The sequence below is a fragment of the Pseudomonas sp. S3_B08 genome (assembly GCF_054667725.1).
Genome location: NZ_CP162750.1, coordinates 3,340,287 through 3,366,085 on the forward strand (window position 1 = coordinate 3,340,287; position 25,799 = coordinate 3,366,085).

19 protein-coding genes and 1 pseudogene are annotated in these 25,799 nt (G+C 61.1%); 15 read left to right on the forward strand and 5 right to left on the reverse strand.

The window, feature by feature from the left end:
- Positions 1–252 precede the first annotated feature (252 nt).
- The 4 genes from AB4N73_RS15135 to edd all read right to left on the reverse strand — a co-directional run bounded on the left by AB4N73_RS15135 (position 253) and on the right by edd (position 5,406).
- A complete protein-coding gene (locus AB4N73_RS15135) occupies positions 253–1,722 on the reverse strand; it encodes an ATP-binding protein (RefSeq protein WP_056787959.1) in 1,470 nt (489 codons plus the stop codon).
- On the reverse strand, positions 1,712–2,443 hold the full coding sequence (locus AB4N73_RS15140) for a response regulator (RefSeq protein WP_236168331.1): 732 nt from the start codon (positions 2,441–2,443) through the stop codon (positions 1,712–1,714). Before AB4N73_RS15140 ends, AB4N73_RS15135 begins: the two co-directional genes overlap by 11 nt.
- Positions 2,444–2,623: 180 nt before the next feature.
- Positions 2,624–3,583, reverse strand: a complete 960-nt coding sequence (locus AB4N73_RS15145; RefSeq protein WP_056787957.1) for a glucokinase — start codon at positions 3,581–3,583, stop codon at positions 2,624–2,626.
- On the reverse strand, positions 3,580–5,406 hold the full coding sequence (gene edd / locus AB4N73_RS15150) for a phosphogluconate dehydratase (protein ID WP_016773527.1): 1,827 nt from the start codon (positions 5,404–5,406) through the stop codon (positions 3,580–3,582). Before edd ends, AB4N73_RS15145 begins: the two co-directional genes overlap by 4 nt.
- A 220-nt stretch (positions 5,407–5,626) precedes the next feature.
- Here edd and gap point away from each other — a divergent pair, with 220 nt between their 5' ends.
- The 9 genes and pseudogenes from gap to AB4N73_RS15195 all read left to right on the forward strand — a co-directional run bounded on the left by gap (position 5,627) and on the right by AB4N73_RS15195 (position 16,261).
- Positions 5,627–6,628 (forward strand): type I glyceraldehyde-3-phosphate dehydrogenase, encoded by a 1,002-nt coding sequence (gene gap, locus AB4N73_RS15155; protein WP_016773526.1) that lies wholly within the window; start codon positions 5,627–5,629, stop codon positions 6,626–6,628.
- 199 nt (positions 6,629–6,827) lie between these two features.
- Positions 6,828–7,355, forward strand: a complete 528-nt coding sequence (locus tag AB4N73_RS15160; RefSeq protein WP_095181483.1) for an RNA polymerase sigma factor — start codon at positions 6,828–6,830, stop codon at positions 7,353–7,355.
- 101 nt (positions 7,356–7,456) lie between these two features.
- Entirely contained in the window at positions 7,457–8,422 is a 966-nt protein-coding gene (locus tag AB4N73_RS15165) for a FecR family protein (protein WP_150637495.1), read from the forward strand.
- A gap of 122 nt (positions 8,423–8,544) precedes the next feature.
- The gene (locus AB4N73_RS15170) at positions 8,545–11,133 is read left to right on the forward strand and encodes a TonB-dependent receptor (protein WP_460142257.1); all 2,589 of its coding nucleotides are present in this window, start codon (positions 8,545–8,547) and stop codon (positions 11,131–11,133) included.
- 110 nt (positions 11,134–11,243) lie between these two features.
- Positions 11,244–11,840, forward strand: coding sequence for a biliverdin-producing heme oxygenase (locus tag AB4N73_RS15175; protein ID WP_460142258.1), 597 nt, complete (start codon positions 11,244–11,246; stop codon positions 11,838–11,840).
- 162 nt (positions 11,841–12,002) lie between these two features.
- Positions 12,003–12,413 carry a YbaN family protein gene (locus tag AB4N73_RS15180; RefSeq protein ID WP_110602508.1) on the forward strand — a complete coding sequence of 137 codons (411 nt, stop codon included), beginning with the start codon at positions 12,003–12,005 and terminating at the stop codon, positions 12,411–12,413.
- 441 nt (positions 12,414–12,854) lie between these two features.
- Positions 12,855–13,862, forward strand: a pseudogene (locus AB4N73_RS15185) (methyl-accepting chemotaxis protein); the annotation flags it as partial.
- A gap of 102 nt (positions 13,863–13,964) precedes the next feature.
- Positions 13,965–14,720 carry a methyl-accepting chemotaxis protein gene (locus AB4N73_RS15190; protein ID WP_371699605.1) on the forward strand — a complete coding sequence of 252 codons (756 nt, stop codon included), beginning with the start codon at positions 13,965–13,967 and terminating at the stop codon, positions 14,718–14,720.
- A 191-nt stretch (positions 14,721–14,911) separates the two neighbouring features.
- Positions 14,912–16,261 (forward strand): CoA transferase, encoded by a 1,350-nt coding sequence (locus tag AB4N73_RS15195; RefSeq protein ID WP_460142259.1) that lies wholly within the window; start codon positions 14,912–14,914, stop codon positions 16,259–16,261.
- A gap of 456 nt (positions 16,262–16,717) precedes the next feature.
- On the opposite strand, the gene arcD (AB4N73_RS15200) is transcribed toward AB4N73_RS15195, so the two are convergent.
- The gene (arcD, locus tag AB4N73_RS15200) at positions 16,718–18,145 is read right to left on the reverse strand and encodes an arginine-ornithine antiporter (protein ID WP_056787938.1); all 1,428 of its coding nucleotides are present in this window, start codon (positions 18,143–18,145) and stop codon (positions 16,718–16,720) included.
- Positions 18,146–18,582: 437 nt separating this feature from the next.
- On the opposite strand from arcD (AB4N73_RS15200), the gene arcD (AB4N73_RS15205) reads away from it, so the two are divergent.
- The 6 genes from arcD (AB4N73_RS15205) to AB4N73_RS15230 all read left to right on the forward strand — a co-directional run bounded on the left by arcD (AB4N73_RS15205) (position 18,583) and on the right by AB4N73_RS15230 (position 25,684).
- Positions 18,583–20,010 (forward strand): arginine-ornithine antiporter, encoded by a 1,428-nt coding sequence (gene arcD, locus AB4N73_RS15205; RefSeq protein WP_016773517.1) that lies wholly within the window; start codon positions 18,583–18,585, stop codon positions 20,008–20,010.
- Positions 20,011–20,045: 35 nt separating this feature from the next.
- The gene (gene arcA / locus AB4N73_RS15210) at positions 20,046–21,302 is read left to right on the forward strand and encodes an arginine deiminase (RefSeq protein WP_460142260.1); all 1,257 of its coding nucleotides are present in this window, start codon (positions 20,046–20,048) and stop codon (positions 21,300–21,302) included.
- Between the two features lie 69 nt (positions 21,303–21,371).
- A complete protein-coding gene (locus AB4N73_RS15215; protein WP_041479782.1) occupies positions 21,372–22,382 on the forward strand; it encodes an ornithine carbamoyltransferase in 1,011 nt (336 codons plus the stop codon).
- A 191-nt stretch (positions 22,383–22,573) separates the two neighbouring features.
- Positions 22,574–23,503 carry a carbamate kinase gene (arcC, locus tag AB4N73_RS15220; protein WP_056787936.1) on the forward strand — a complete coding sequence of 310 codons (930 nt, stop codon included), beginning with the start codon at positions 22,574–22,576 and terminating at the stop codon, positions 23,501–23,503.
- Between the two features lie 62 nt (positions 23,504–23,565).
- Positions 23,566–23,928, forward strand: coding sequence for a DUF5064 family protein (locus AB4N73_RS15225; protein WP_041479784.1), 363 nt, complete (start codon positions 23,566–23,568; stop codon positions 23,926–23,928).
- Between the two features lie 247 nt (positions 23,929–24,175).
- Positions 24,176–25,684 carry a sigma-54-dependent transcriptional regulator gene (locus AB4N73_RS15230; RefSeq protein ID WP_095181474.1) on the forward strand — a complete coding sequence of 503 codons (1,509 nt, stop codon included), beginning with the start codon at positions 24,176–24,178 and terminating at the stop codon, positions 25,682–25,684.
- The last annotated feature ends 115 nt before the right edge of the window (positions 25,685–25,799 follow it).

Sequence of the window (25,799 nt, forward strand, 5' to 3'; positions counted from 1 at the left end):
GCGGGCTTGTAACGAAGGGGGCGGGGTTTGTCACTGGCTCGTGACAAAAGAGAAGAGCAAAAGCACCCTCACCCCAACCCTCTCCCGGAGGGAGAGGGGGCCGACCGAGGTGTCTTGCGTCCTCCGTCGACCTGAAAAATATTGGCGATTATGGATTCACCACCGCATTTACAGGTCAGCGCACCTCAGCAGCATCCCCCAATCGGTCCCCTCTCCCTCTGGGAGAGGGCTAGGGTGAGGGGCTTTTCGGGGCTAATCCACAGACCGAGGCAACTGCAACGTCACCCGCAACCCACCCTCACGCAGGTTCTGCAACGTCACCTCGCCGCCATGGCTATGGGCGATGTTGCGCGCAATGCCCAGTCCCAATCCGTAGCCCTGCTGCTGCCCCGCCAGGCGAAAGTGCGGCTCGAACACTTGCTCCAGCCGCTGCTGCGGCACACCCGGCCCTTCATCGTCGACGTGCAAAACGAACGCGCTGTCATCGTCATCGATGTGCAGATGCGCGTTCTGCCCGTACTTCAAGGCGTTGTCGATCAGGTTGCCGATGCAGCGCTTGAGCGCCAGCGGTTTGCCCGGGTATGCCGACAGCGCGCGGCCGTGCTGAGTGACGCGGCCATTGCCGTTCGGCGCCAGATACGGCTCGACCAGGCAATCGAGGACATGATTGAGATCCACCGGCTCGATGTTCTCGTGGATGTCGGTGTCCTTGACACATTGCAGCGCGCCTTTGACCAGCAACTCCAGCTCATCCAGATCGCGGCCGAACTTGGCTTGCAGCTGTTCGTCCTCGAGCAGTTCGACGCGCAAGCGCAGGCGGGTGATCGGCGTGCGCAGGTCGTGGGAAATCGCGCTGAACAACTGGCTGCGTTCGGTCAGGTAACGGCTGATGCGTTCGCGCATGGTGTTGAACGCGCGGCCAACTTCGACCACTTCACTGCCACCGCCCTCCGCCACTGGCTCGACGTCCGCGCCCAGCGACAGATCCCGCGCTGCCCGCGCCAGACGCTTGAGCGGCCGGCTCTGCCAGTGCACCAGCAGGCCGATGAACAACAACAGAAAGCCGCTGGTGAGGACGATAAACCACACCTGCTGCGCCGGCAGGCCTTGTTCTTCGAGACTGGTATACGGCTCGGGCAGCAACGAGGCGATGTACAGCCATTCGCCCGGGGCCATTTGAATCTGCGTGACCAGCACCGGCGGATTCACCGGTTCAAGCGTCAACGCGTAGTGCGCCCAGGAGCGCGGCAATTCATCAAGTTTCAGCCCTGCGTTGAAAATCCGCAGGTCTTCGGGGCTGACGAAGGTCACCGAAATATCCGTGTCATGGCCCAGAGACTGGCGCAGCACTTCGTCCACCGCTTGCATCACCGCAGCCTTGCGCGGCGTCACCGGCAGCACGTCCATGCCCAGCGGCTTATCGTTCAGCGTCACGACAAACCGGGTGCCGCCCATGCTGCGCAATTGATCGAGCACCAGCGGTCGATAGGCCACTGGCAGGGAACGGAAATAGCTGACGCTGGCGGTCATCGAATGCGCCAGGCTGCGGGCACTGGTGACCAGGCCTTCGAGCTGGGTGGCGCGCAGTTGCGACACCCAGATCACGCTCGACAGCGTCTGCGCGAACAGCACCGCCAGCAGAGTCAGCAGCAGCATCCGCCCGAGCAGCGAGCGCGGCACCGGTATGCGACTGGCGAATTTGCGCAGCGACTCAGTGAGCATTGCCGGCAACCACATTGGCTGCCAACTGATAGCCGCTGCCGCGCACGGTGCGGATCAACCGTGGCGGTTTTTCGGTGTCGCGCAAGCGTTGGCGCAAACGGCTGACGGCCATGTCGACAATGCGATCGAGCGGCATCAGATCGCGGCCACGGGTGGCGTTGCCGATGGTGTCGCGGTCGAGGATTTGCTGCGGATGATCGAGGAACAGTTTCAGCAGAGCGAAATCGGCGCCGGAAAGGATCACTTCCTCGCCGTCAGTGTGGAACAGCCGATGGCTGACCGTGTCCAGGCGCCATTCGTCGAAGACCAGCACTTCGCTGCCGCTACGTTCGTGGGCGAACTGTGCGCGGCGCAGCAGGGCCTTGATCCGCGCTTGCAGTTCGCGCGGGCTGAACGGTTTGCCAAGGTAGTCGTCGGCGCCGAGTTCCAGACCGATCACCCGGTCGGCTTCGTCGGAACTGGCAGTCAGCATGATGATTGGCACCTGTGCCTGACGCGGGTGCTGGCGTACCCAACGGCACAGGCTGAAGCCGTCTTCGTCGGGCAGCATGACATCGAGGATCACCAGATCGCTCGGCGCCTCGTTGAGCGCCTGACGAAAACCGGCACCATCGGCGGTGGCCCGCACCTGGAACCCGGCGCGGGTCAGGTAGGTTTCCAGCAACTCGCGTATTTCCTGGTCGTCATCGACCAACAATATCGACTTGTTGACTGAGCTCACTTCGAAGGCATCCTTGTTGTTGGAGTTGGGGCGGATTATGCCTTAAGCATCAAACTAACAAACACTACAGAAACCCTTGTGGGAGCGAGCCTGCTCGCGAATCGGTTTTAACATTCAACAGATCTGTTGACTGACACACCGCTTTCGCGAGCAGGCTCGCTCCCACAATTGGATTGCATTTCAGGTCGGGATTGATTGGTCCAGGGCCACGCCGGCGCCGACCAGGCCGGAGTACGGCGCCGTCACCAGCCACACCGGGATGCCTTTGAAGTAGTCGCTCATGCAGCCTTTGTCGGCGAAGCAGCGGGCGAAGCCGCTGGCGAGGAAGAAATCGGCGAAGCGGGGAATCACCCCGCCAACGATAAACACCCCGCCGCGCGCGCCAGTGGTAAGCACGTTGTTGCCGGCGACGCGGCCGAGCCAGCAGCAGAACTGCTCGAGCACTTCCAAAGCGATCGGGTCACCGGCAAGGCCAGCGGCGGTGATCGCTTCCGGCGTTTCAAGCGTAGGCTCATGACCATCCACCGCGCAGATCGCCCGGTACAGTCGAGGCAGGCCGCCGCCGCTCAACGCGGTTTCCGCGCTGACATGGCCGATCTCGTTGTAGATGTGTTGCCACAGTTGCGTTTCGCGCGGGCTGCTCAGCGGCAGGTCGACGTGGCCGCCCTCGCCCGGCAACGCGGCAAAACGCCCTTCGCCGAGATCGAGCAAGGTGCCGACACCCAGGCCAGTGCCCGGGCCGATCACGACTGCCGGGCGCAAAGGCTCCGGCGTGCCTTCGCAAACCACGCGGAATTCGCCCGGCTGCAAGCGGGTCATGCCCAGCGCCATCGCCGAGAAGTCGTTGGTCAGCAACAACTGCTCGACCTGCAAGGTCTTGCAGAACGCGCTGCGACTGAGCCGCCAGTGATTGTTGGTGAATTTGAATTCATCGCCGCTCACCGGACCTGCCACCGACAGGCACACTGAGCCGATCGAACCCGGCGCCAGGCCGAGCCCGCTCAGGTACAGAGCGATTGCCTCTTCCGGGCTGGCAAAGTCGGCCGTGGCCAGCACCTGAACCGATTGCAGTTGCTGGTTTTGCCACAACGCGAACCGCGCGTTGGTGCCTCCGATGTCACCGACCAAAGCCAGTTTCAATTAAGCGTCTCCAGGGCAGAAGTGAAGGCGCTGGCGCCCTGCTCCGCCGAGCTGAAGGCCATGCGCATGAAGCCAAACAGCTCGCGGCCGCTGCCAATGTTGTTGCCCAACAGGCCCTTGGCAGGTTCGCGCGCTGCAAATTCGGCGGCGTCGACCTTCAGTTCCAAGGTGCCTTTGACGCCATCGACGCGGATGATATCGCCCTCTTGCACGCGCGCCAAAGCGCCACCGACATAAGCTTCCGGGCTGACGTGAATCGCTGCGGGGATTTTCCCCGACGCGCCGGACATGCGCCCGTCAGTCACCAGCGCGACTTTGAAGCCGCGATCCTGCAGTACGCCGAGGAACGGCGTCATCTTGTGCAGCTCCGGCATGCCGTTGGAGCGCGGCCCTTGGAAGCGCATCACGGCGACAAAATCCTTCTCCAGCAGACCGGCCTTGAATGCGTCCGCCAGATCCTGTTGATCCTGGAAGACCATCGCCGGTGCTTCGACGATCTGGTTCTCCAGCGCAACGGCGGAAACCTTCATCACGCCGCGACCGAGATTGCCTTCCATCACCCGCAAGCCGCCCTCTTGCGAGAACGCACGGGATACCGGACGCAGAATGTTTTCGTCGAGGCTGTCGGTCGGGCCTTCACGCCAGACCAGCTCACCGTTATCGAGGAACGGCTCTTTGGTGTACTGGCTCAGGCCATGGCCGAGCACGGTGTTGACGTCTTCATGCAGCAGGCCTGCGCCGAGCAGTTCGCGGATCAGGAACGACATGCCGCCCGCTGCCTGGAAGTGGTTGATGTCGGCTTTGCCGTTCGGGTAGACGTGGCTCAGGGTCGGGACGACTTCGGAAAGGTCGGCCATGTCCTGCCAGGTCAGTTGAATGCCAGCGGCCATGGCGATGGCCGGCATGTGCAGAGTGTGGTTGGTCGAGCCGCCGGTGGCGTGCAGGGCAACGATGGAGTTGACCAGCGCCTTTTCGTCGACGATTTCGCCGATCGGCATGAAGTTGCCGTTCTGCTTGGTCAGGCGCGTGACCTGATGCGCGGCTTCGCGGGTGAGCGCGTCGCGCAGCGGCGTGTTCGGGTTGACGAAAGAGGCGCCCGGCAAGTGCAGGCCCATGACTTCCATCAGCAACTGGTTGGTGTTGGCGGTGCCGTAGAAGGTGCAGGTGCCCGGGCTGTGGTAGGACTTCATCTCCGATTCCAGCAGCTCTTCGCGGGTCGCCTTGCCTTCGGCGTACTTCTGGCGGACGTCGGCTTTTTCCTTGTTGGAAATCCCCGACACCATCGGCCCGCCCGGTACGAAAATGGTCGGCAGATGACCGAAACGCAGCGAACCCATCATCAGGCCCGGAACGATCTTGTCGCAGATGCCGAGCATCAGCGCGCCGTCAAACATGTTGTGCGACAGCGCCACGGCGGTGGACATCGCGATCACTTCGCGGCTCGGCAGGCTCAGTTCCATGCCCGGCTCGCCTTGGGTCACACCGTCGCACATTGCCGGAGTGCCGCCGGCGAACTGACCGACCGAGCCGATTTCGCGCAGGGCGTTCTTGATCTGTTGCGGGAAAACTTCGTACGGCTGGTGCGCCGAGAGCATGTCGTTATACGAAGACACAATGGCGATGTTCGCCGAGTTCATCATCCGCAGGCTGTGCTTGTCTTCAGTGCCGCAACCGGCCACGCCGTGGGCGAAGTTGGCGCATTGCAGCTTGCCGCGCATCGGGCCGTCGGTGGCGGCGCCGCGAATCAATGCAAGGTAAGCCTGACGCGTGGCGCGGCTGCGGGCGATAAGCCGTTCGGTGACCTCAAGAACGCGGGGATGCATGTGTAGAACTCCAGGCTAACGGATGTGGCGACCTGATTGTCTATGCTGATCAAACGCCGTTGTTGTTGGAATGACAGACGGCTTTTTTGACCATTCGGACCAGTTGATTCAGGTCACTCGTTGTAGATAAAACAAAATATTGCCACTAAAAAGGCTTGTTTTCTATTTTTATGCGAATAATCTTGTAATTCCAACAACAAAACGACGGCGGCGCTGTTCCATGACTCTTCGAATCGCAATCAATGGTTTTGGCCGCATCGGCCGTAATGTCCTGCGCGCACTGTATACCCAAGGCTATCGTCAAGACCTGCAGATCGTCGCGATCAACGATCTGGGTGACAGTTCGATCAATGCCCATCTGCTCAAATACGACACCGTCCACGGCACTTTCGACGCCGAAGTGGCGCACGATAACGAAAGCCTGACGGTCAATGGCGACCGCATCGCGGTCAGCGCCATTCGCAACCCGGCCGACCTGCCGTGGGCCGCAGAAAAAATCGACGTAGTGTTCGAATGCACCGGTCTGTTCACCGACCGTGCCAAAGCCGCCGCGCATATCAGCGCCGGCGCCCGCAAGGTGATCATTTCTGCCCCGGCCAAAGGCGCCGACGCCACCGTCGTTTATGGCGTCAACCACGACATTCTGCGTCAGTCGCACCAGATCATTTCCAACGCTTCGTGCACCACCAACTGCCTCGCGCCAGTGGCGCAGGTGCTGCATCGCGAGCTGGGGATCGAAAGCGGCCTGATGACCACCATCCACGCCTACACCAACGACCAGAACCTCACCGACGTCTATCACAGCGACCCGTACCGCGCCCGCTCGGCCACACAGAACATGATCCCGAGCAAGACCGGCGCAGCCGAAGCGGTAGGCCTGGTGCTGCCGGAACTGGCGGGCAAACTGACCGGCATGGCTGTGCGCGTACCGGTGATCAACGTGTCGCTGGTCGACCTCACCGTGCAACTGAAGAAAGAAGCCAGTGCCGACGAAGTCAACGCCCTGCTGAAAGCGGCGAGCCAGCATTCGAAGATTCTCGGTTACAACACCTTGCCGCTGGTTTCCAGCGACTTCAACCACAACCCGCTGTCGTCGATCTTCGACGCCAACCACACCAAGGTCAGCGGCAAGTTGCTGAAAGTGCTGGCCTGGTACGACAACGAATGGGGCTTCTCCAACCGCATGCTGGATAACTGCCTGGCGTTGTGTAACGCCGAATAATCCCGGCCGGTCCCCAATCCCTGTGGGAGCGAGCCTGCTCGCGAAAGCTGTCTGTCAGTCGATATGGAATTGACTGACACGACGCCTTCGCGAGCAGGCTCGCTCCCACAGGAGATCCGATTTCAATTCGAAATCAGCACTTGACCACCTAGCTAGATGATAAGCATTATCATTCGCTCGAAATGGATCAGGTCCTCCCGTGAGTCAATCGCGCTTCAACCACGTCTTCCTCGCCCAGCGCACTTCCCTGCTGCGCACGCTGGAACGAATGGTCAACAATCACAGCACCGCTGAAGACCTGTTGCAGGAGACCTACCTGCGCGTCACCCGAGCGTTGAGCGAACGGGCCATCGACCACCTTGAACCCTTTGTCTTCCAGACAGCGCGTAATCTGGCGCTGGACCATTTGCGTGCGCGCAAGATCCATGCGCGAACCATGGTCGATGACGTACCTCAGGACGTGGTGCAGAGCATCGCCGCGCCCGCCAGCAGCGCCGAAGACGCCGCCCATGCCGAACAACTGCTGGAGCGTTTGAACGTGAGCCTCAGCCAACTCAGCCCGCGCCAGCAACAGATCTTCATCCTCAGCCGCCTGCACGGGCACAGCTATCAGGAAATCGCTGATGAACTTAATGTTTCGCTGAGCACCGTGCAGAAAGAACTGAAACTGATCATGTCGATCTGCATTGGCGTCGCCGAACGACATAACGGCAGCGGCAAGCTTTGAGCTGCAAGCTACAAGTAAAAACAAAAAGCGGTAACGCATCCGGCTTGCAGCTTGCAGCTTGAAGCTGGAAACTGCTTCGCCAGAAGCCCTGAGGAACCACCGTGACGGACACCCACCGCTCGCCTTCGCCCGATTCGGCGCGGGACGCTGCAGCTGCAATGGACCAGGCGCTGGACTGGCTCATCGTGCTCGGCAGCCCGGATGAGGAACAGACCCGGCAATTTCATGCCTGGCTGGCGGCTGATCCGTTGAATGCCGAGGCGTTCGCCAAGGCCCAGGCCATCTGGGACGGCCCGCAAGTCGCATTGTGCGCCGAGGCTCTGGCGACAAAACCGGTAAAAATCACATTTCTCAAACGCTTGCGCCCGCACTGGAAACCGCTGGCCACCGCTGCGGTGCTGATCCTTGGGCTGTTCAGTTTCAGTAACTTGCCGATGCGCATTCAAGCGGATCACCTGACCGTGGTCGGCGAGCGTCAGCGTCTGCAACTGGAGGACGGCTCGAAGGTTCTGCTCAATACCAATTCGGCGTTTTCCAGCACCATCAACGATCAACAGCGCGTGGCCCGACTGTTTCAGGGCGAGGCGTTTTTCGAGATCGCCAGCGGGCGCAATCAGCCGCTGGAGATCGACGCAGGTCCGGTAACGGCCAGCGTCCACGACACCGCATTCGCCGTGCGCTACCTCGACGGGGTCGCGCAAGTGAATGTGCAACGTGGCGATGTCGATCTGCGCGCCACCCACAACGATGCCCGGGTGCGCCTGCGTGCCGGGGAAAGCATTCGCATCGGCCCCAACGGTTTTGATCGTCCGGCCAAGCTCGACGCCAATGCCGATCTGGCCTGGGTTGAAGGCCGCCTGGTGTTCGAGAACTGCCCGCTGAATCAAGTGCTGGCCGAGCTGCGCCGCTACTACCCGGGCTGGATCATCAACAACAACGAGCAACTGGCCGACGTCGCCGTCACCGGCAATTACCGTCTCGACCAGCCGCTCGACGTGGTCCGCTCCCTCGCTCACATCACCTCGGCACGCCTGCAGGAATTCCCTGCACTGGTGATCCTGAACTGAATGAGAATTATTTTTACTCGATAGCCAACGGCAGTACGTCTCGTTATAGCCAATGCAATTGATTCGCATCTAACCATGCCGATCAGCACCTATAAAGATTCGTGCGACACGGAGCGCTATCGATGTCCTCACGCCTTACCCGCCAGACTTCCTCCCCTTCCCGCGTGCTGTCGCTGCTGACTGCGGCCATCCTCATGGCTGGCACCGCACCGCTGCTCGCCGCCGCCGCCGAGCAACCGACACGCAACATGGGCGATTACGCCTTCGCCATCGGCCAGCAACCGCTGGTTTCGGCACTGAATGCCTTTACCGCCGTGACCGGTTGGCAGGTCGGCTTGCCGGCCGAGTTGGGGCAGAACGTCTCGTCGCCGGGCGTGCGCGGTTCGCTGCCGCCGGAGAAAGCCCTCGAGCGCTTGTTGGTGGGGACCAACCTGATCTTTCGCAAACTGAGCAACAACAATGTCGTGCTGGAAAAACGCAGCGGCAGCGGCACGCTCAATCTCGATCAGGTGACCATCAGCGCCACTCGCCAGGAACAGTCGGTCAACAGCGTGCCTTCGACGGTCAGCGTGCATGATCGCCAAGCGCTTGACCGCAACAACGTCAACACCATCAAGGATCTGGTGCGCTACGAGCCGGGCGTTTCCGTTGGCGGTGCCGGCCAGCGTGGCGGCATCAGCGGCTACAACATTCGCGGTATCGACGGCGACCGCATCCTGACTCAAGTCGATGGCGTGGAAATCCCCAACGGCTTCTTCAACGGCCCCTACGCCAAGAGCCAGCGCAACTACGTCGCCCCGGAAATCGTCAAGCGTGTGGAAATTCTGCGCGGCCCGGCCTCGGTGCTGTACGGCAGCAACGCCATCGGCGGCGCGGTCAGTTACTACACGCTGGACGCCGACGACATCATCAAACCGGGCAAGGACGTCGGCGCGCGCCTGAAAAGCGGTTACAGCTCCGCTGATGACAGCTGGCTGAAATCCGCCACCGTCGCTGGCCGCAGTGGTGAGTTCGACGGTCTGCTGCATTACAGCCAACGCGACGGTCATGAAACCGAATCCTTTGGCAGCCACAACGGCACCGGTCTGGAACGCACCGCCGCCAACCCGGAAGACGTGCGCGCAACCAACGTTCTGGCCAAGCTCGGCTGGAACTACAACGACGATTCGCGCCTGGGCCTGACCTACGAAAAGTACAAGGATGATCGCGACACCGATCAGAAAAGCGCCTACGGCGGCCCGTATGCCAATGGTGCGCCGACCATCCCGAGCAGCATCCTGCCCGGCGGCATGTACCAGTGGCGCACCGGCAACGACACCATCACCCGCGAGCGTTTCGGCATCGAACACGCGTTCGCCCTCGACAGCCTGCTGGCCGATAACGCCAAGTGGAGCCTCAATCACCAGATCGCCAAGACCGACCAGAGCACCGAAGAGTTGTACTACCCGATCACCCGTAAAGTGCAGCGTACCCGCGACACGATCTACGAAGAAAAACAGTGGGTGTTCGACGCGCAACTGGACAAGGCTTTCGCCATCGGTGACACCGATCACCTGCTGACTTACGGCACCACGATCAAACAGCAGAAAGTCACCGGCTCACGCAGCGGCGACGGCACCTGTGTAGCCGTCGGTCGCGGCTGCACGGCGATTGGCGCGACGAGTCCGGCGGACGTACTGGCCAAGGCCTCTGATTTCCCCGATCCGACCATCAACACCTACAGCCTGTTTGCTCAGGATCAGATCAGCTGGAACGACTGGACCTTCCTGCCGGGCCTGCGCTACGACTACACCCAGCTCAAGCCGCACATCACCGAGGAATTCCTCAACACCGTGAATGCCGACGGCCAGGGCACGGTCAGCGACAAGAACAAGACCTGGCACAAAGTCTCGCCGAAATTCGGCCTGACCTACGCGTTGACGGAAAACTACACCTGGTACGGCCAGTACGCCGAAGGCTTCCGCACGCCCACGGCAAAATCGCTGTACGGGCGTTTCGAGAACAACACGACCGGCTACACCGTAGCGCCCAACTCCGACCTCGAGCCGGAAAAGAGCAAAGGCTTCGAAACCGGCCTGCGCGGGAATTTCGAGCAGGGTTCGTTCGACGTCGCAGTGTTCTATAACAAGTACCGCGACTTCATCAACGAGGACGCGGTCAAGCCGGGCGACGATCAGTTGACCTTCCAGAGCAACAACATCAAGCGCGCCACCATCAAGGGCGCGGAAGTCAAAGGTCGCTTGAACCTGGATGCGCTGGGCGCGCCGCAAGGCCTGTATACCCAAGGCTCGATCGCCTACGCCTACGGTCGCAACAACGACAGCGGCGAGCCGATCAACAGCGTCAATCCGCTCACCGGCGTGTTCGGCCTCGGTTACGACCAGGACACCTATGGCGGTTTGCTGAGCTGGACCGTGGTGAAGAAAAAGGACCGCGTCGACGACAACAATTTCAAGTCGCCGGACGGCGTCAGCAGTCAGTTCAAGACCCCGGGCTTCGGCATTCTCGATCTGGCCGGCTATTACAAGGTGACCGACGACGTCACCGTCAGCGGCGGCGTCTACAACCTGACCGACAAGAAATACTGGCTATGGGATGACGTGCGCGGTTACGACAGCGTCGGCGAAGCCTCGGTGACGCAACCGGCCAACCTCGATCGGCTGACCCAACCGGGACGCAACTTCGCGATCAACCTGATCTGGGACATCTGATTCCGCCGGCCCTCACTGCGCGTGTTCTCGCCGCGCAGTGAGGTTTTTTTACTGTCCGGCGCCCGCCCGTACGTCTTGTTATCAAGCGCCTCATCTATCAAGGACACCCCATGACTACCCCGGAAAAAGCCCTGCGTTCGCAACGCCTGAACCAGATCACCCATGAGCCGCACAGCAAACTCGATGCGCTGGTCAAAGCCCACGCACCATTCGAAACCCGCGCCAGCTTCGCCCGTTTCGTCGTCGCGCAATACCTGTTCCAGGCGGAACTGGTGGAGCTGTACAACGATGCCGAACTGACTGGTATCGTCCCCGATCTGCCGGCCCGTTGCCGTGCCGAAGCGGCCAAGGCTGATCTTGCCGACCTCGACACCGAAGTCCCGGTGCCGGTGGCCGGCGCGCTGAAAAACCCGAGCAAGGCGCGGGCGCTGGGCTGGATCTTTGTTTCCGAGGGTTCCAAGCTCGGCGCGGCGTTTTTGATCAAGCGTGCGGTGGCACTGGAACTGAGCGAAACCTTTGGCGCCCGGCATTTGGCTGAACCGCAAGGTGGCCGCGCCGAGGGCTGGAAAAGCTTTGTGCGCACCCTCGATGCGTTGCCGTTCACGGCAGAGGAAGAGGCGGAAGTTGAGCAAGGTGCGCTGGATGCATTCAACCGCTTCACCGTGCTGCTGGAACGGGCTTATGCCATAGAAGCCGAAGTGGCCTGAAGCAACTCTTATCACTTGTGGGAGCGAGCCTGCTCGCGAAGACGGCAGCACATTCAACATCAATGTGCCTGATCAACCGCTTTCGCGAGCAGGCTCGCTCCCACAGAGCTCACCACAAATCTGTAAGATCCCCGTTCCGCTTCAGAAGCCGCCGCTGAGCCCATGCCCGCACCCGCCCCATCAAAACTCGCCCGTCTGCTGTTCGGCCTGCTGGCCTATGTCAGCCTCGGCATTGGCCTTGTCGCCATCGTCGTGCCCGGTCTGCCGACCACCGAGTTCATCCTCCTTGCCGCGTGGGCCGCGACCCGCAGTTCGCCGCGCCTGAGTGCCTGGCTGGAAAATCACCGCCTGTTCGGGCCGATCCTCAGTAACTGGCGCAACGGCAGGATCATCGCGCGCAAGGCCAAAGTCAGTGCCACCGTCAGCATGCTGCTGTGTGCGACGTTGATGCTGGTGATGCTCGATCACGGCTGGCCGATCTATCTGGCGATTGCCGGCATGGGCCTGGGCAACCTGTGGATCTGGTCGCGCCCGGAGACGCCCGTCGCGGTAGTGAAACATCCCTGCAATTAAAGCCTTTTCAGCACTTTCCCCTGCGCAAACGTTTAGCAGCGACCGTCCGTCGGCAAGCGCCTCATGCCGTTTCGCTTAACGCCGATGAGGATTGAATGGCGCTGAATGGATTTGGCAAACCGGGCTTCAGGCCCAGCCACCTGTTTATTCCATTCGCGAGATCGCCCCATGTTCGACTCTCTGTCCATTCGCCTGAAAATCGTCCTGCTCTCCGGCCTTTGCCTGCTCGGAGTGGTGGTGCTGATTGTCAGCATGAACATCTACCAGACCAACCAGAACGACGCGCTGGTCAGTCAATCCAGCAACCAGTTACTGACCGCCAGCGTGCAGAACCTGCTGCAGGCCAAGGCCGCCGAGCAAGCGGTGCGGGTGCAGAAAACATTTGGTGAAAGCCTGCTCGTGGTCACCGCCCTCGCCGACCAGATCAAGGATCTGCGGACGATGGCGGCCAAGCGTTCGCTCGAAGCCGGCGCTGTTCGTGAAGAGTTGAACCAGAGCCTGAAAACCGCTTTCGAGCGCAACGATAAAGTCCTCGGCATCTGGCTGGCCTTCGAACCCAACGGCCTCGACGGCAAGGACAGCGAATTCGCCAACGATGCCGCGCGGCAGTCCAACGAAGCCGGGCGCTTCGCCTCGTACTGGAGCCGTGCCGCCGGCGCCGCGCTGAATACGATCATGGTCGAGGACGACCTGACCAAGACCACCCTCAGCGTCAGCGGCACGCCGTACAACAGTTGGTACACCTGCCCTCGCGATAACAAACGCACCTGCCTGCTCGACCCGTATGCCGACACGGTCGGTGGCAAGGAAATGCTCATGACGACCATTTCCGTACCGCTGCTGGTGGATGGCAAAGCGATCGGTGTGGTCGGTGTCGACATCGCGCTCGACGCCCTGCAAGCCGCCGCCGTCGACTCGCAGCGCAGCCTGTTCAACAACGCCGGGCATATGCTGATCGTCTCCGGCAGCGGTGTGCTGGCGGCCGACAGTGCTGACGCGACGCGGGTCGGCAAAAAAATCGGCGACACCCTCGGCGCCGATGGCAAGGATGTATTGCAACTGGTCGGCAGCGGTACGGCGAAAATCCTCGAACAGGGCGACCTGATTCGCGCGGTTTACCCGGTCGACCCGATCGGCAATTCGCGGGCCTGGGGCGTGGTCATCGACCTGCCCGAGCACGTGCTGCTGGCCGACTCGGTGAAACTGCAAGCGGTGCTGGATGACGCGCAACAAACCGGCGTCATCACTGCCCTGCTGGTGGCGGGCGTGGCCGGTCTGGTCGGCCTCCTGCTGATCTGGCTCACCGCCTCCGGCGTCACCCGTCCGATCAACAGCGTTGCTGAGATGCTGAAGAACATCGCCAGCGGCGAAGGCGATCTGACCCAGCGCCTGAACTACAGCAAGAAAGATGAACTGGGCGAACTGGTGAACTGGTTCAACCGCTTCCTCGACAAGCTTCAGCCGACCATCGCGCAGATCAAACAGAGCATCACCGAAGCACGTGGCACGGCCGATCAGTCGTCGGAAATTGCCCGCCAGACCAGCGAAGGCATGCAGGTGCAGTTCCGCGAAATCGATCAGGTCGCCACCGCCTCCAACGAAATGAGCGCCACTGCCCACGACGTCGCCAACAGTGCCTCGAACGCGGCAAACGCCGCCAAGGGTGCCGATCAGTCGGCGAAGGACGGTATGGCGATCATCGAGCGCAGCACCCGCGACATCAATCAACTGGCCGATGAGGTCAGCAAAGCAGTTACCGAGGTCGAAGCGCTGGCGGTCAACAGCGAGCAGATCGGTTCGGTGCTGGAAGTAATCCGCAGCATCGCCGAACAGACCAACCTGCTGGCCCTCAACGCCGCCATCGAAGCCGCCCGCGCCGGCGAAAGCGGTCGCGGTTTTGCCGTGGTCGCCGACGAGGTGCGCAACCTCGCCAAACGCACGCAGGATTCGGTGGAAGAAATCCGCATCGTCATCGAGCGCATCCAGACCGGCACCCGTGGCGTGGTCGCGACCATGCATTCGAGCCAGACCCAGGCGCACAACAACGCCGGGCAGATTCGTCAGGCCGTTGATGCGCTGGGCAAGATCAGCGACGCGGTGACGGTGATCAGCGACATGAACCTGCAGATCGCCAGTGCCGCCGAAGAGCAAAGCGCCGTGGCCGAAGAGGTCAACCGCAACGTCTCGGCGATTCGCACCGTGACCGAAACCCTGACCGAACAGGCCACCGAGTCGGCAGCGATCAGCAGCCAGCTCAACAGCCTGGCTAGCCAGCAGATGAAATTGATGGATCAGTTCCGCGTGTAACAATCCAGCATAAATCCCTGTGGGAGCGAGCCTGCTCGCGAAGCGGTCGTCATATCCAACATCCGTGTTGACTGACACGACGCCTTCGCGAGCAGGCTCGCTCCCACTGGGGAAACGGGTTCACATCCTGGTTTCATCTAAACCGCGATTCTTTTGCACTATCATCGCCCTCTCGTTCCGGAGGGCCTTCGATGACTGATCTGCTCACGTCCATCCAAACCGCACTCGGCCTGCCCCACACGCCGATCCCCTTCAACGGTGACGGCGCGTTGCCCTCGGCGTTCGCAGTCACTGAACTGGCCTGCGCCAGCATCGCCGCTGCCGGCCAAGCGCTCAGCGAATTGCTTCACCAGCAAACCGGGCACTTGCCTGCGGTTGCAGTCGACCGGCGCCTGGCCTCGTTCTGGTTCTCCACCTCGCTTCGCCCGATCGGCTGGCAGGTGCCGCCGTTATGGGACGCGATCGCCGGCGACTATGCGACCCGGGACGGCTGGATCCGTCTGCACACCAACGCTCCGCATCACCGCGCCGCCGCTGAACGCGTGCTCGGTGCCTGCGCCGACCACGCCGCAATGGCGGCGAAAGTCGCACAGTGGGCGAGCGCGGATCTTGAGCAGGCGGTGGTCGACGCCAAGGGCTGCGCCGCCGAGATGCGCAGTTGGGCGCAGTGGCAGCAGCATCCGCAGGGGCTGGCGGTGAATGCTGAAGCGCTGGTGCAATTCATCGAGCAGACGGACGAGAAACGCACCGCCTGGCAAGGCTCGATCGCACGACCGCTGGCCGGGATCAAGGTGCTCGACCTGACCCGCGTGCTCGCCGGTCCCAGCGCCAGCCGCTTTCTCGCCGGGCTCGGCGCAAACGTGCTGCGCATCGATCCACCGAGCTGGAACGAACCCGGCGTCGTTCCGGAAATGACTGTCGGCAAGCGCTGTGCGCGGCTGGATCTGCAAGTGCCAGCGGATCGCGCAGTGTTCGAAGGTTTATTGCAAGACGCCGACATCTTGCTCCACGGCTATCGCGCCGATGCGCTGAAACATCTGGGGTTTGGTATTGAACGCCGAAGGCAACTGGCACCGGGGCTGATCGACGTCTGCCTCAATGCCTACGGCTGGAGCGGCCCCTGGCAGAACCGCCGGGGCTTCGACAGCCTGGTGCAGATGAGCAGCGGCATCGCCGAGGCCGGACAGCATTGGAAGCACAGTGATAAACCGACGCCGCTGCCGGTGCAGGCGCTGGATCATGCGACCGGGTATCTGCTGGCGGCGAGTGCGATCAGATTGCTGACTGAACGACTGGCCAACGGTCGCGGGGGCTCGGCGCGGTTGTCGCTGGCGCGTACGGCGAAGCTGTTGCTTGAGCATGGGCCGGGGATGCTTGACCCGCTGCGGGCTGAAGACGCACTGGATCAGGATTCGGCGATTGAACACACCGCGTGGGGGCCGGCGCGGAGGTTGCGCGTGCCGCTGCAGATCAGCGGGACGGCGATGCGGTGGAATTGGCCGGCGACGGAGTTGGGCTCGCATCCTCCGTGTTGGCCATGAGAAGCCCCTCACCCTAGCCCTCTCCCAGAGGGAGAGGGGACTGATTGGGGGATATTGGAGAGTTACGCCGACGTGCAAGATTTTCGTCGAATCCATAATCGACTCGATCGCTCAGGTCGATGTATAGCGCCAGACACCTCGGTCGGTCCCCTCTCCCAGAGGGAGAGGGGACTGATTGGGGGATATTGGAGAGTTACGCCGACGTGAAAGATTTTCGTCGAATCCATAATCGACTCGATCGCTCAGGTCGATGTATAGCGCCAGACACCTCGGTCGGTCCCCTCTCCCAGAGGGAGAGGGGACTGATTGGGGGATATTGGAGAGTTACGCCGACGTGAAAGATTTTCGTCGAATCCATAATCAACTCGATCGCTCAGGTCGATGTATAGCGCCAGACACCTCGGTCGGTCCCCTCTCCCTCTGGGAGAGGGCTAGGGTGAGGGGCTGCTTTTCAGATCACAACGACAACACCCCGCTATACAACCCATACGCCGCCAGCCCCGCCCCGATCACCACGCAAGCAAAAATCCCCTTTTCCACCGTAGTGAAAACCGGTTGCCCCTGTTCACGCTTGGCCTTGGCAAACAGGATCACCCCCGGCGCATACAGCAGCGCCGACAGCAGCAGATACTTCACCCCACCGGCATACAACAACCACACCGCGTAAACCAGTGCGATGCCGCCAATCAGCAGATCCTTGGTACGTTCCGCCGAGGCGTGTTCGTAGGTTTCGCCGCGCCCGCTGAGCAGCACCGCGTAGGCCGCCGACCACAAATACGGCACCAGAATCATCGACGAGGCCAGGTAAATCAGACTGGTGTAAGTGCCCGCCGAGAACAATGTGATCAGCAGGAAAATCTGGATCATCACATTGGTCAGCCACAGCGCGTTGACCGGCACGTGGTTCTTGTTTTCCTTCTTCAGGAACGCCGGCATGGTTTTGTCTTTGGCCGTGGCGAAGAGGATTTCCGCGCACAGCAAGGCCCATGACAACAACGCGCCCAACAGCGAAATCGCCAGCCCGACGCTGATCAGCAACGCACCCCACGGCCCGACGATGTGCTCGAGCACCGCTGCCAGCGAAGGGTTCTGCAGATTGGCCAGTTCCGGCTGGCTCATGATCCCCAGCGACAGCACGTTGACCAGCACCAGCAGCGCCAGCACGCCGATAAAACCGATCACCGTGGCACGGCCGACGTCGCTGCGTTTTTCTGCGCGAGCCGAATAGACGCTGGCGCCTTCGATGCCGATGAACACGAACACGGTGACCAGCATCATGTTGCGCACCTGGTCCATCACCCCGCCGAAGTTCGGGTTGCTGCGGCCCCAGATGTCGCGGGTGAAGATGTCAGCCTTGAATGCCACGGCAGCGATGACGATGAACATGATCAGCGGCACGACCTTGGCCACGGTGGTCAACTGGTTGATCAGCGCCGCCTCCTTGATCCCGCGCATCACCAGAAAATGCACCGCCCACAACAGCACCGAAGCGCAGCCGATGGCGATCGGCGTGTTGCCCTGGCCGAATACCGGAAAGAAATAACCGAGGGTGCTGAACAGCAACACAAAATAGCCGACGTTGCCCAGCCAGGCGCTGATCCAGTAACCCCACGCCGACGAAAAACCCATGTAATCGCCGAACCCGGCCTTGGCGTAGGCGTAGACGCCCGAGTCCAGCTCCGGCTTGCGATTGGCCAGGGTCTGAAAGACGAAGGCCAGCGTCAGCATGCCGATTGCGGTGATGCCCCAGCCGATCAGGATCGCCCCGGCATCGGCGCGCGCCGCCATGTTTTGCGGCAACGAGAAAATCCCCCCGCCGATCATCGACCCCACCACCAGCGCGATCAACGCACCAAGGCGCAGCTTTTGCGTCGGTTGCGACATGCAGATCTCCTTGAAAGAGCCGTTGTTGTTTATTTGTAACAACTGCCGACTAAAAGCCTAAGGGTAGATGACGTTTATCAGGTAATGGCCAATTTCGCACCGTTATATATAGCCGACCACGATAACGCTTAGCACGTTAAGTCAGTTTTGTGCGCCAATCTTGATTATTCAATTCTGTACTGAAAACAGATGACGGACATTTGCCAAACGCGGAAAAGCAACTAGCGTCATAGTTCGAAAGCATTAATTGCTATTCCCAATTGCGTAAGCGAAACGGCTCTGGGACGGGCCTTCCAGAGCACAGTGTTATGCCCGCAACGGGTAGATAAGTCATTCATTAACAATGGAATGTGGCCATGCACTGATCCAAGTCAGCTATTCGAACAGACAACGGTACTAGGCTGTGAGCTCTCCTTTCCTGCAATGGAGTCATGCAAATGTCTGAAGCGCCCGGAAAACTAAGACTCGGTGCACTGGTTGCACTGGTAGTCGGTTCAATGATTGGCGGCGGGATATTTTCGTTGCCACAAAACATGGCCGCCAGCGCCGACGTCGGTGCAGTGCTGATCGGCTGGGCCATCACCGCCGTCGGCATGCTCACCCTCGCATTTGTTTTTCAGACCCTCGCCAATCGCAAGCCTGACCTGGACGGCGGTGTCTACGCCTACGCCAAGGCCGGATTCGGCGACTACATGGGTTTCTCCTCGGCCTGGGGCTACTGGATCAGCGCCTGGCTGGGCAACGTCGGTTACTTCGTTCTGCTGTTCAGCACCCTCGGCTATTTCTTTCCGATCTTCGGCGAAGGCAATACCCCGGCGGCGGTGATCGGCGCGTCCTTGCTGCTGTGGGGCGTGCATTTTCTGGTGTTGCGCGGGATCAAGGAAGCGGCGTTCATCAACCTGGTGACCACCGTCGCCAAGGTCGTGCCGCTGCTGCTGTTCGTGTTGATCGCAGTCTTCGCGTTCAGACTGGACATCTTCACCGCCGACATCTGGGGCGTGAAAAACCCCGATCTGGGCAGTGTGATGAACCAGGTGCGCAACATGATGCTGGTCACCGTCTGGGTGTTCATCGGTATCGAAGGCGCGAGCATCTTCTCCGCCCGCGCCGAGAAGCGCTCGGATGTCGGCAAGGCCACCGTGATCGGCTTCATCACCGTGCTGCTGTTTCTGGTGCTGGTGAACGTGCTGTCGCTGGGCATCATGACCCAGCCGGAACTGGCGAAACTGCAGAACCCGTCGATGGCCGCCGTGCTTGAGCATGTGGTCGGTCACTGGGGGGCGGTGCTGATCAGCGTCGGCCTGATCATCTCGCTGCTCGGCGCCCTGCTGTCGTGGGTGCTGCTGTGTGCGGAGATCATGTTCGCCGCCGCCAAAGACCACACCATGCCGGAGTTTCTGCGCAAGGAAAACGCCAACCATGTGCCGGTCAACGCCCTGTGGCTGACCAACGCGATGGTGCAGGTGTTCCTGATCATCACCCTGTTCTCGGCCAGCACTTACCTGTCGCTGATCTACCTCGCCACCTCGATGATTCTGGTGCCGTACCTGTGGTCAGCGGCCTATGCCCTGCTGCTGGCGGTGCGCGGCGAGAGCTACGAAGGCTTCGCCGCCGAGCGGCGCAAGGATCTGATCATCGGCGGTATCGCCCTGATCTACGCGGTGTGGTTGTTGTATGCCGGCGGGGTCAAGTACCTGCTGCTGTCGGCCCTGCTCTACGCGCCCGGCGCGATCCTGTTCGCCAAGGCCAAACTGGAACTCAAACAACCGGTTTTCACCAACGTCGAGAAGCTGATTTTCGCCGCAGTGGTCGTGGGCGCCGTGGTGGCGGCCTATGGTCTCTACGATGGCTTCCTGACGCTGTAACCCCTGATTGAATTGTCATCTGGAGGAACACAGAAATGACCACGGAAAAAGTGAAGTACGGCGTCCACTCCGAAGCCGGGAAACTGCGTAAAGTCATGGTTTGCTCCCCAGGTCTGGCCCATCAGCGGCTGACCCCGAACAACTGCGATGAACTGCTGTTCGATGACGTGCTGTGGGTGGCGCAGGCCAAGCGCGATCATTTCGACTTCGTCACCAAGATGCGCGAGCGCGGCATCGACGTGGTGGAAATGCATAACCTGCTGACCGACATCGTTGCCATCCCCGAAGCGCTGGACTGGATTCTTGAGCGCAAAGTCACTGCCGACTCGGTGGGCCTGGGCCTGATCAGCGAAGTGAAATCCTGGCTGAAAAGCCTCGAGCCACGCCACATCGCCGAATTCCTGATTGGCGGCGTGTCGGCCGATGATCTGCCGGACAGCTTCGGTGGCAAGACCATCCAGATGTTCCGCGACTTCCTCGGCCACTCCAGCTTCATCCTGCCGCCGCTGCCCAACACCCAGTTCACCCGCGATACCACCTGCTGGATCTACGGTGGCGTGACGCTGAACCCGATGTACTGGCCGGCGCGCCGTCAGGAAACCCTGCTGACCACCGCCATCTACAAATTCCATCCGCAATTCACCAACGCCGAATTCGAGATCTGGTACGGCGACCCGGACAAGGACCACGGCAACTCCACCCTTGAGGGCGGCGACGTCATGCCGATCGGCAACGGCGTGGTGCTGATCGGCATGGGCGAGCGCTCATCGCGGCAGGCCATCGGCCAACTGGCGCTGAACCTGTTCAACAACAAAGCGGTGGAAAAAGTCATCGTCGCCGGCCTGCCGAAATCCCGCGCGGCAATGCACCTGGACACCGTGTTCAGCTTCTGCGACCGCGATCTGGTGACGATCTTCCCGGAAGTGGTCAACCAGATCGTCGCCTTCACCCTGCGTCCTGACGAAAGCAAACAGGGCGGCATCGACATCCGCCGCGAAGAAGGCAGCTTCCTCGACACCGTCGCTGCAGCGCTCAATCTGCCGAAACTGCGCGTGGTGGAAACCGGCGGCAACAGCTTCGCCGCCGAACGCGAGCAATGGGACGACGGCAACAACGTGGTGGCAATGGAACCAGGCGTGGTCATCGGCTACGACCGCAACACCTACACCAACACTCTGCTGCGCAAGGCTGGCGTGGAGGTCATCACCATCAGCGCCGGCGAGCTCGGCCGAGGCCGTGGCGGCGGCCACTGCATGACCTGCCCGATCGTGCGTGACCCAATCGACTACTAAACCTCTGAGCCCTGGCCGGCACTTACCCAGTGTGGCCAGGGGGATAACCGACACCGAAGGAGATCCATCATGGCTTTTAACATTCACAACCGTAACCTGCTCAGCCTGGAACACCACACCCCACGTGAGCTGCGTTACCTGCTCGACCTGTCCCGTGATCTGAAACGCGCGAAATACACCGGCACCGAGCAACAACACCTGAAGGGCAATAACATCGCCCTGATCTTCGAGAAAACTTCGACCCGCACCCGTTGCGCCTTCGAAGTGGCGGCCTATGACCAGGGCGCCAACGTCACTTACATCGACCCGAACTCCTCGCAGATCGGCCACAAGGAAAGCATGAAGGACACCGCCCGCGTGCTCGGGCGCATGTACGACGCCATCGAGTACCGTGGCTTCAAACAGGAAATCGTCGAAGAGCTGGCCAAGTTCGCCGGCGTGCCGGTGTTCAACGGCCTGACCGATGAATATCACCCGACCCAGATGATCGCCGACGTGCTGACCATGCGTGAGCACGCCGACAAGCCGATCCATGAAATCAGCTACGCCTACCTGGGCGACGCGCGCAACAACATGGGTAACTCGCTGCTGCTGATCGGCGCCAAACTGGGCATGGACGTGCGCATCTGCGCGCCGAAAGCGCTGTGGCCGTTGGACGATCTGGTCGCGCGCTGCAAAAAATACGGCGAGGAAAGTGGCGCACGCATCACCCTCACCGAAGATCCGAAAGAAGCGGTCAAGGGCGTGGACTTCATTCACACCGATGTCTGGGTATCGATGGGTGAACCGGTGGAAGCCTGGGCCGAGCGCATTCAGCAACTGCTGCCGTATCAGGTCAACGCCGAGCTGATGAAGGCCACCGGCAACCCGCGTACCAAGTTCATGCACTGCCTGCCGGCGTTCCACAACAGCGACACCAAGGTCGGCAAACAGATCGCCGAACAATATCCGCACCTGAAAAACGGTATTGAAGTGACCGACGACGTGTTCGAGTCGCCGGCCTGCATTGCCTTCGAGCAAGCGGAAAACCGCATGCACACGATCAAGGCGATTCTGGTCTCGACCCTGGCTGATCTCTGACGCCACAGCGCTCCCACTGAAGGAACCGGAAACCCAATGTGGGAGCGAGCCTGCTCGCGAAAGCGGTGGGTCATTCAACAGCGATGTCGACTGATCTGACGCGTTCGCGAGCAGGCTCGCTCCCACAGGGATATCGGTTCCAGCAGGGAGATCGAATCGTTTGTCATTCCTCTGCTTAGAAGGATTGCACCATGCGTATCGTCGTAGCTCTGGGCGGTAACGCCCTGCTCCGCCGTGGTGAGCCGATGACCGCTGACAACCAGCGCGCCAACATCCGCATCGCCACCGAGCAAATCGCCAAGATCCATCCCGGCAACCAACTGGTCATCGCCCACGGCAATGGCCCGCAAGTCGGCCTGCTGTCGCTGCAAGCGGCGGCCTACACCTCTGTCACCCCATACCCGCTGGACGTGCTCGGTGCCGAAACCGAAGGCATGATCGGCTACATCATCGAACAGGAACTGGGCAACCTGCTCGACTTCGAAGTGCCGTTCGCCACCCTGCTCACCCAGGTCGAAGTCGACGCCAACGACCCGGCCTTCAAGAAGCCGAGCAAGCCGATCGGCCCGGTCTACGAGAAAGCCGAAGCGGAAAAACTCGCCGCCGAGAAAGGCTGGGCAATTGCCCCGGATGGCGACAAATTCCGCCGCGTCGTAGCCAGCCCACGGCCGAAGCGCATCTTCGAAATCCGTCCGATCAAGTGGCTGCTGGACAAGGGCAGCATCGTCATTTGCGCTGGTGGCGGCGGCATTCCGACCATGTATGACGAAAACCGTAACCTCAAGGGTATCGAGGCGGTGATCGACAAGGACCTGTGCTCGTCGTTGCTCGCCGAGCAACTGGAAGCCGATCTGCTGGTGATCGCCACTGACGTCAACGCAGCGTTCATCGATTACGGCAAGCCGACGCAGAAAGCCATCGCCGAAGCCCACCCGGACGAACTCGAACGCCTTGGTTTCGCCGCCGGTTCCATGGGACCGAAGGTGCAGGCAGCCTGCGAATTCGCGCGCCATACTGGCAAGGTCGCGGTGATCGGTTCGCTGGCCGATATCGAAGCCATCGTCCAGGGCACCGCCGGTACGCGGGTCAGCACGGCGAAGCCGGGGATCAGCTACCGATAACAATAAACGCCGGGGCAGGCTCAAGACCTGCTCCGCTTCCATGCCTTGAAAGGAGTAGCTCAATGGCCCAGTTCGAACCCGGTCATCTGCACATCGAGCGGCACGCGTTGACCGACGATGACGTCAATTACAACGTGCATCTGGACTATGAAGTGTTCACCGATCCGCAGAAAGGCAAGGGGATTCAGTTCACCCTGCACGGCAGCATGCAGGGCAAGGACATGAAGGAGGCGTTTTTCCTGCCCAAGGAAGAGGCCTACAACTTCGCCCGCGACGTGACCCGGATCGCCGAGAAGTACGGCATACCCAAGACCCACAGCCAGATCGGCTCGGTGCACAAGCATTACGATCTGATGTTTGAAGACATTCGGCAGAAGTTGAATATGCAGTCGGGGGATCCGGTGAACCTCGAGCATTTCGAATAAAAATCAAAAGCCCCTCACCCTAGCCCTCTCCCGGAGGGGAGAGGGAACCGATTGGGGGATGCTGCAGCATTGCGTCGACCTGATCCTGCATCACTGAATCCATAATCGCCCGGTACTTTCAGGTCGATGCATAACCCCAGACACCTCGGTCGGCTCCCTCTCCCTCCGGGAGAGGGCTGGGGTGAGGGGGCTTTTGATTTAAGGCATACTTGCCTCCCTCCGCTCTGCAGATCACTGAACCGCCCCCATGCGTATTCACGTCAGCTTCATCGACCGCGTCGGCATCACCCAGGAAGTCCTGGCTATCCTCGGTGGGCGCAATCTCAATCTGGATGCGGTGGAGATGATTCCGCCGAACGTCTACATCGACGCGCCGACCCTCAGCCCGCAAGTGCTCGAAGAACTGAAAGATGCGCTGTTTCGCGTGCTCGGCGTGGAAGCGGTGACCGTGGTCGATATCCTGCCCGGCCAGCGTCGGCATCTGCAGCTAGATGCCCTGCTCGCGGCGATGACTGACCCGGTGCTGGCCCTCGACAGCGCCGGCAAGGTGCTGCTGGCCAACCCGGCGCTGATTGCCCTGTACGGTCGCGAACCGGCCGGCGAAAGCGTCTCGGCGCTGTTCAACGATCCCGGTCTGCTCGACACCCTGCTGGAAAACGGCTTTCGCCTGCCGCTGCGCGAAATCACCGTCAATGGCCAGACCCTGCTGCTCGATGCCACGCCGATCACCGACGCCGGCGCCCTGCTGACCCTGTATCAACCGAACCGCATTGGCGAACAGCTCTCGGCGTTGCACCACGATCACGCCGAAGGCTTCGACGCGCTGCTCGGCGAATCCCCGGCGATCCGCACACTCAAGGCCCGCGCGCAACGCGTCGCCGCCCTTGATGCACCGTTGTTGATTCAAGGCGAAACCGGCACCGGTAAAGAATTGGTGGCCCGCGCCTGTCACGCGATCAGTGCACGGCACAGCGCTCCGTTTCTCGCCCTCAACTGCGCGGCGCTGCCGGAAAACCTCGCCGAAAGCGAACTGTTCGGCTACGCCCCCGGCGCCTTCACCGGTGCGGCGCGTGGCGGTAAACCGGGGCTGATGGAACTGGCCAACCAGGGCACGGTGTTCCTCGATGAGATCGGCGAGATGTCGCCGTACTTGCAGGCCAAACTCCTGCGTTTTCTCAACGACGGCAGCTTCCGCCGCGTCGGTGGTGATCGTGAAGTGAAGGTCAACGTGCGCATCCTCAGCGCGACCCACCGCGATCTGGAAAAAATGGTCAGTGAAGGGCTGTTCCGCGAAGACTTGTTCTATCGCCTCAATGTGCTAAACGTCGAAGTGCCGCCGCTGCGTGAACGCGGTCAGGACATCCTGCTGCTGGCGCGCTACTTCATGCAGCAGGCCTGTGCGCAGATCCAGCGCCCGGTCTGCCGCCTGGCGCCCGGCACTTATCCGGCGCTGCTCGGCAATCGCTGGCCAGGCAACGTGCGGCAACTGCAGAACGTGATTTTCCGCGCGGCAGCGATTTGCGAGAGCAGCCTGGTCGATATCGGCGACCTCGACATCGCCGGCACCTCCGTCGCGCGCCAGACCGACACTGAGGTGGAAAGTCTCGAACAAGCGGTCGAATCGTTCGAACGAGCGCTGCTGGAAAAGCTTTACGTCAGCTATCCCTCGACCCGGCAACTGGCGAGCCGCTTGCAAACCTCGCACACCGCCATCGCCCATCGCCTGCGCAAATACGGCATTCCCAATAAACCCTGACTCACCGCGCATCCCTATTGCAGGAAATTCCCCATGTGGGAGCGAGCCTGCTCGCGAAAGCGGTCTATCAGCGAAATAGCTGGCGCCTGACACACCGTCTTCGCGAGCAGGCTCG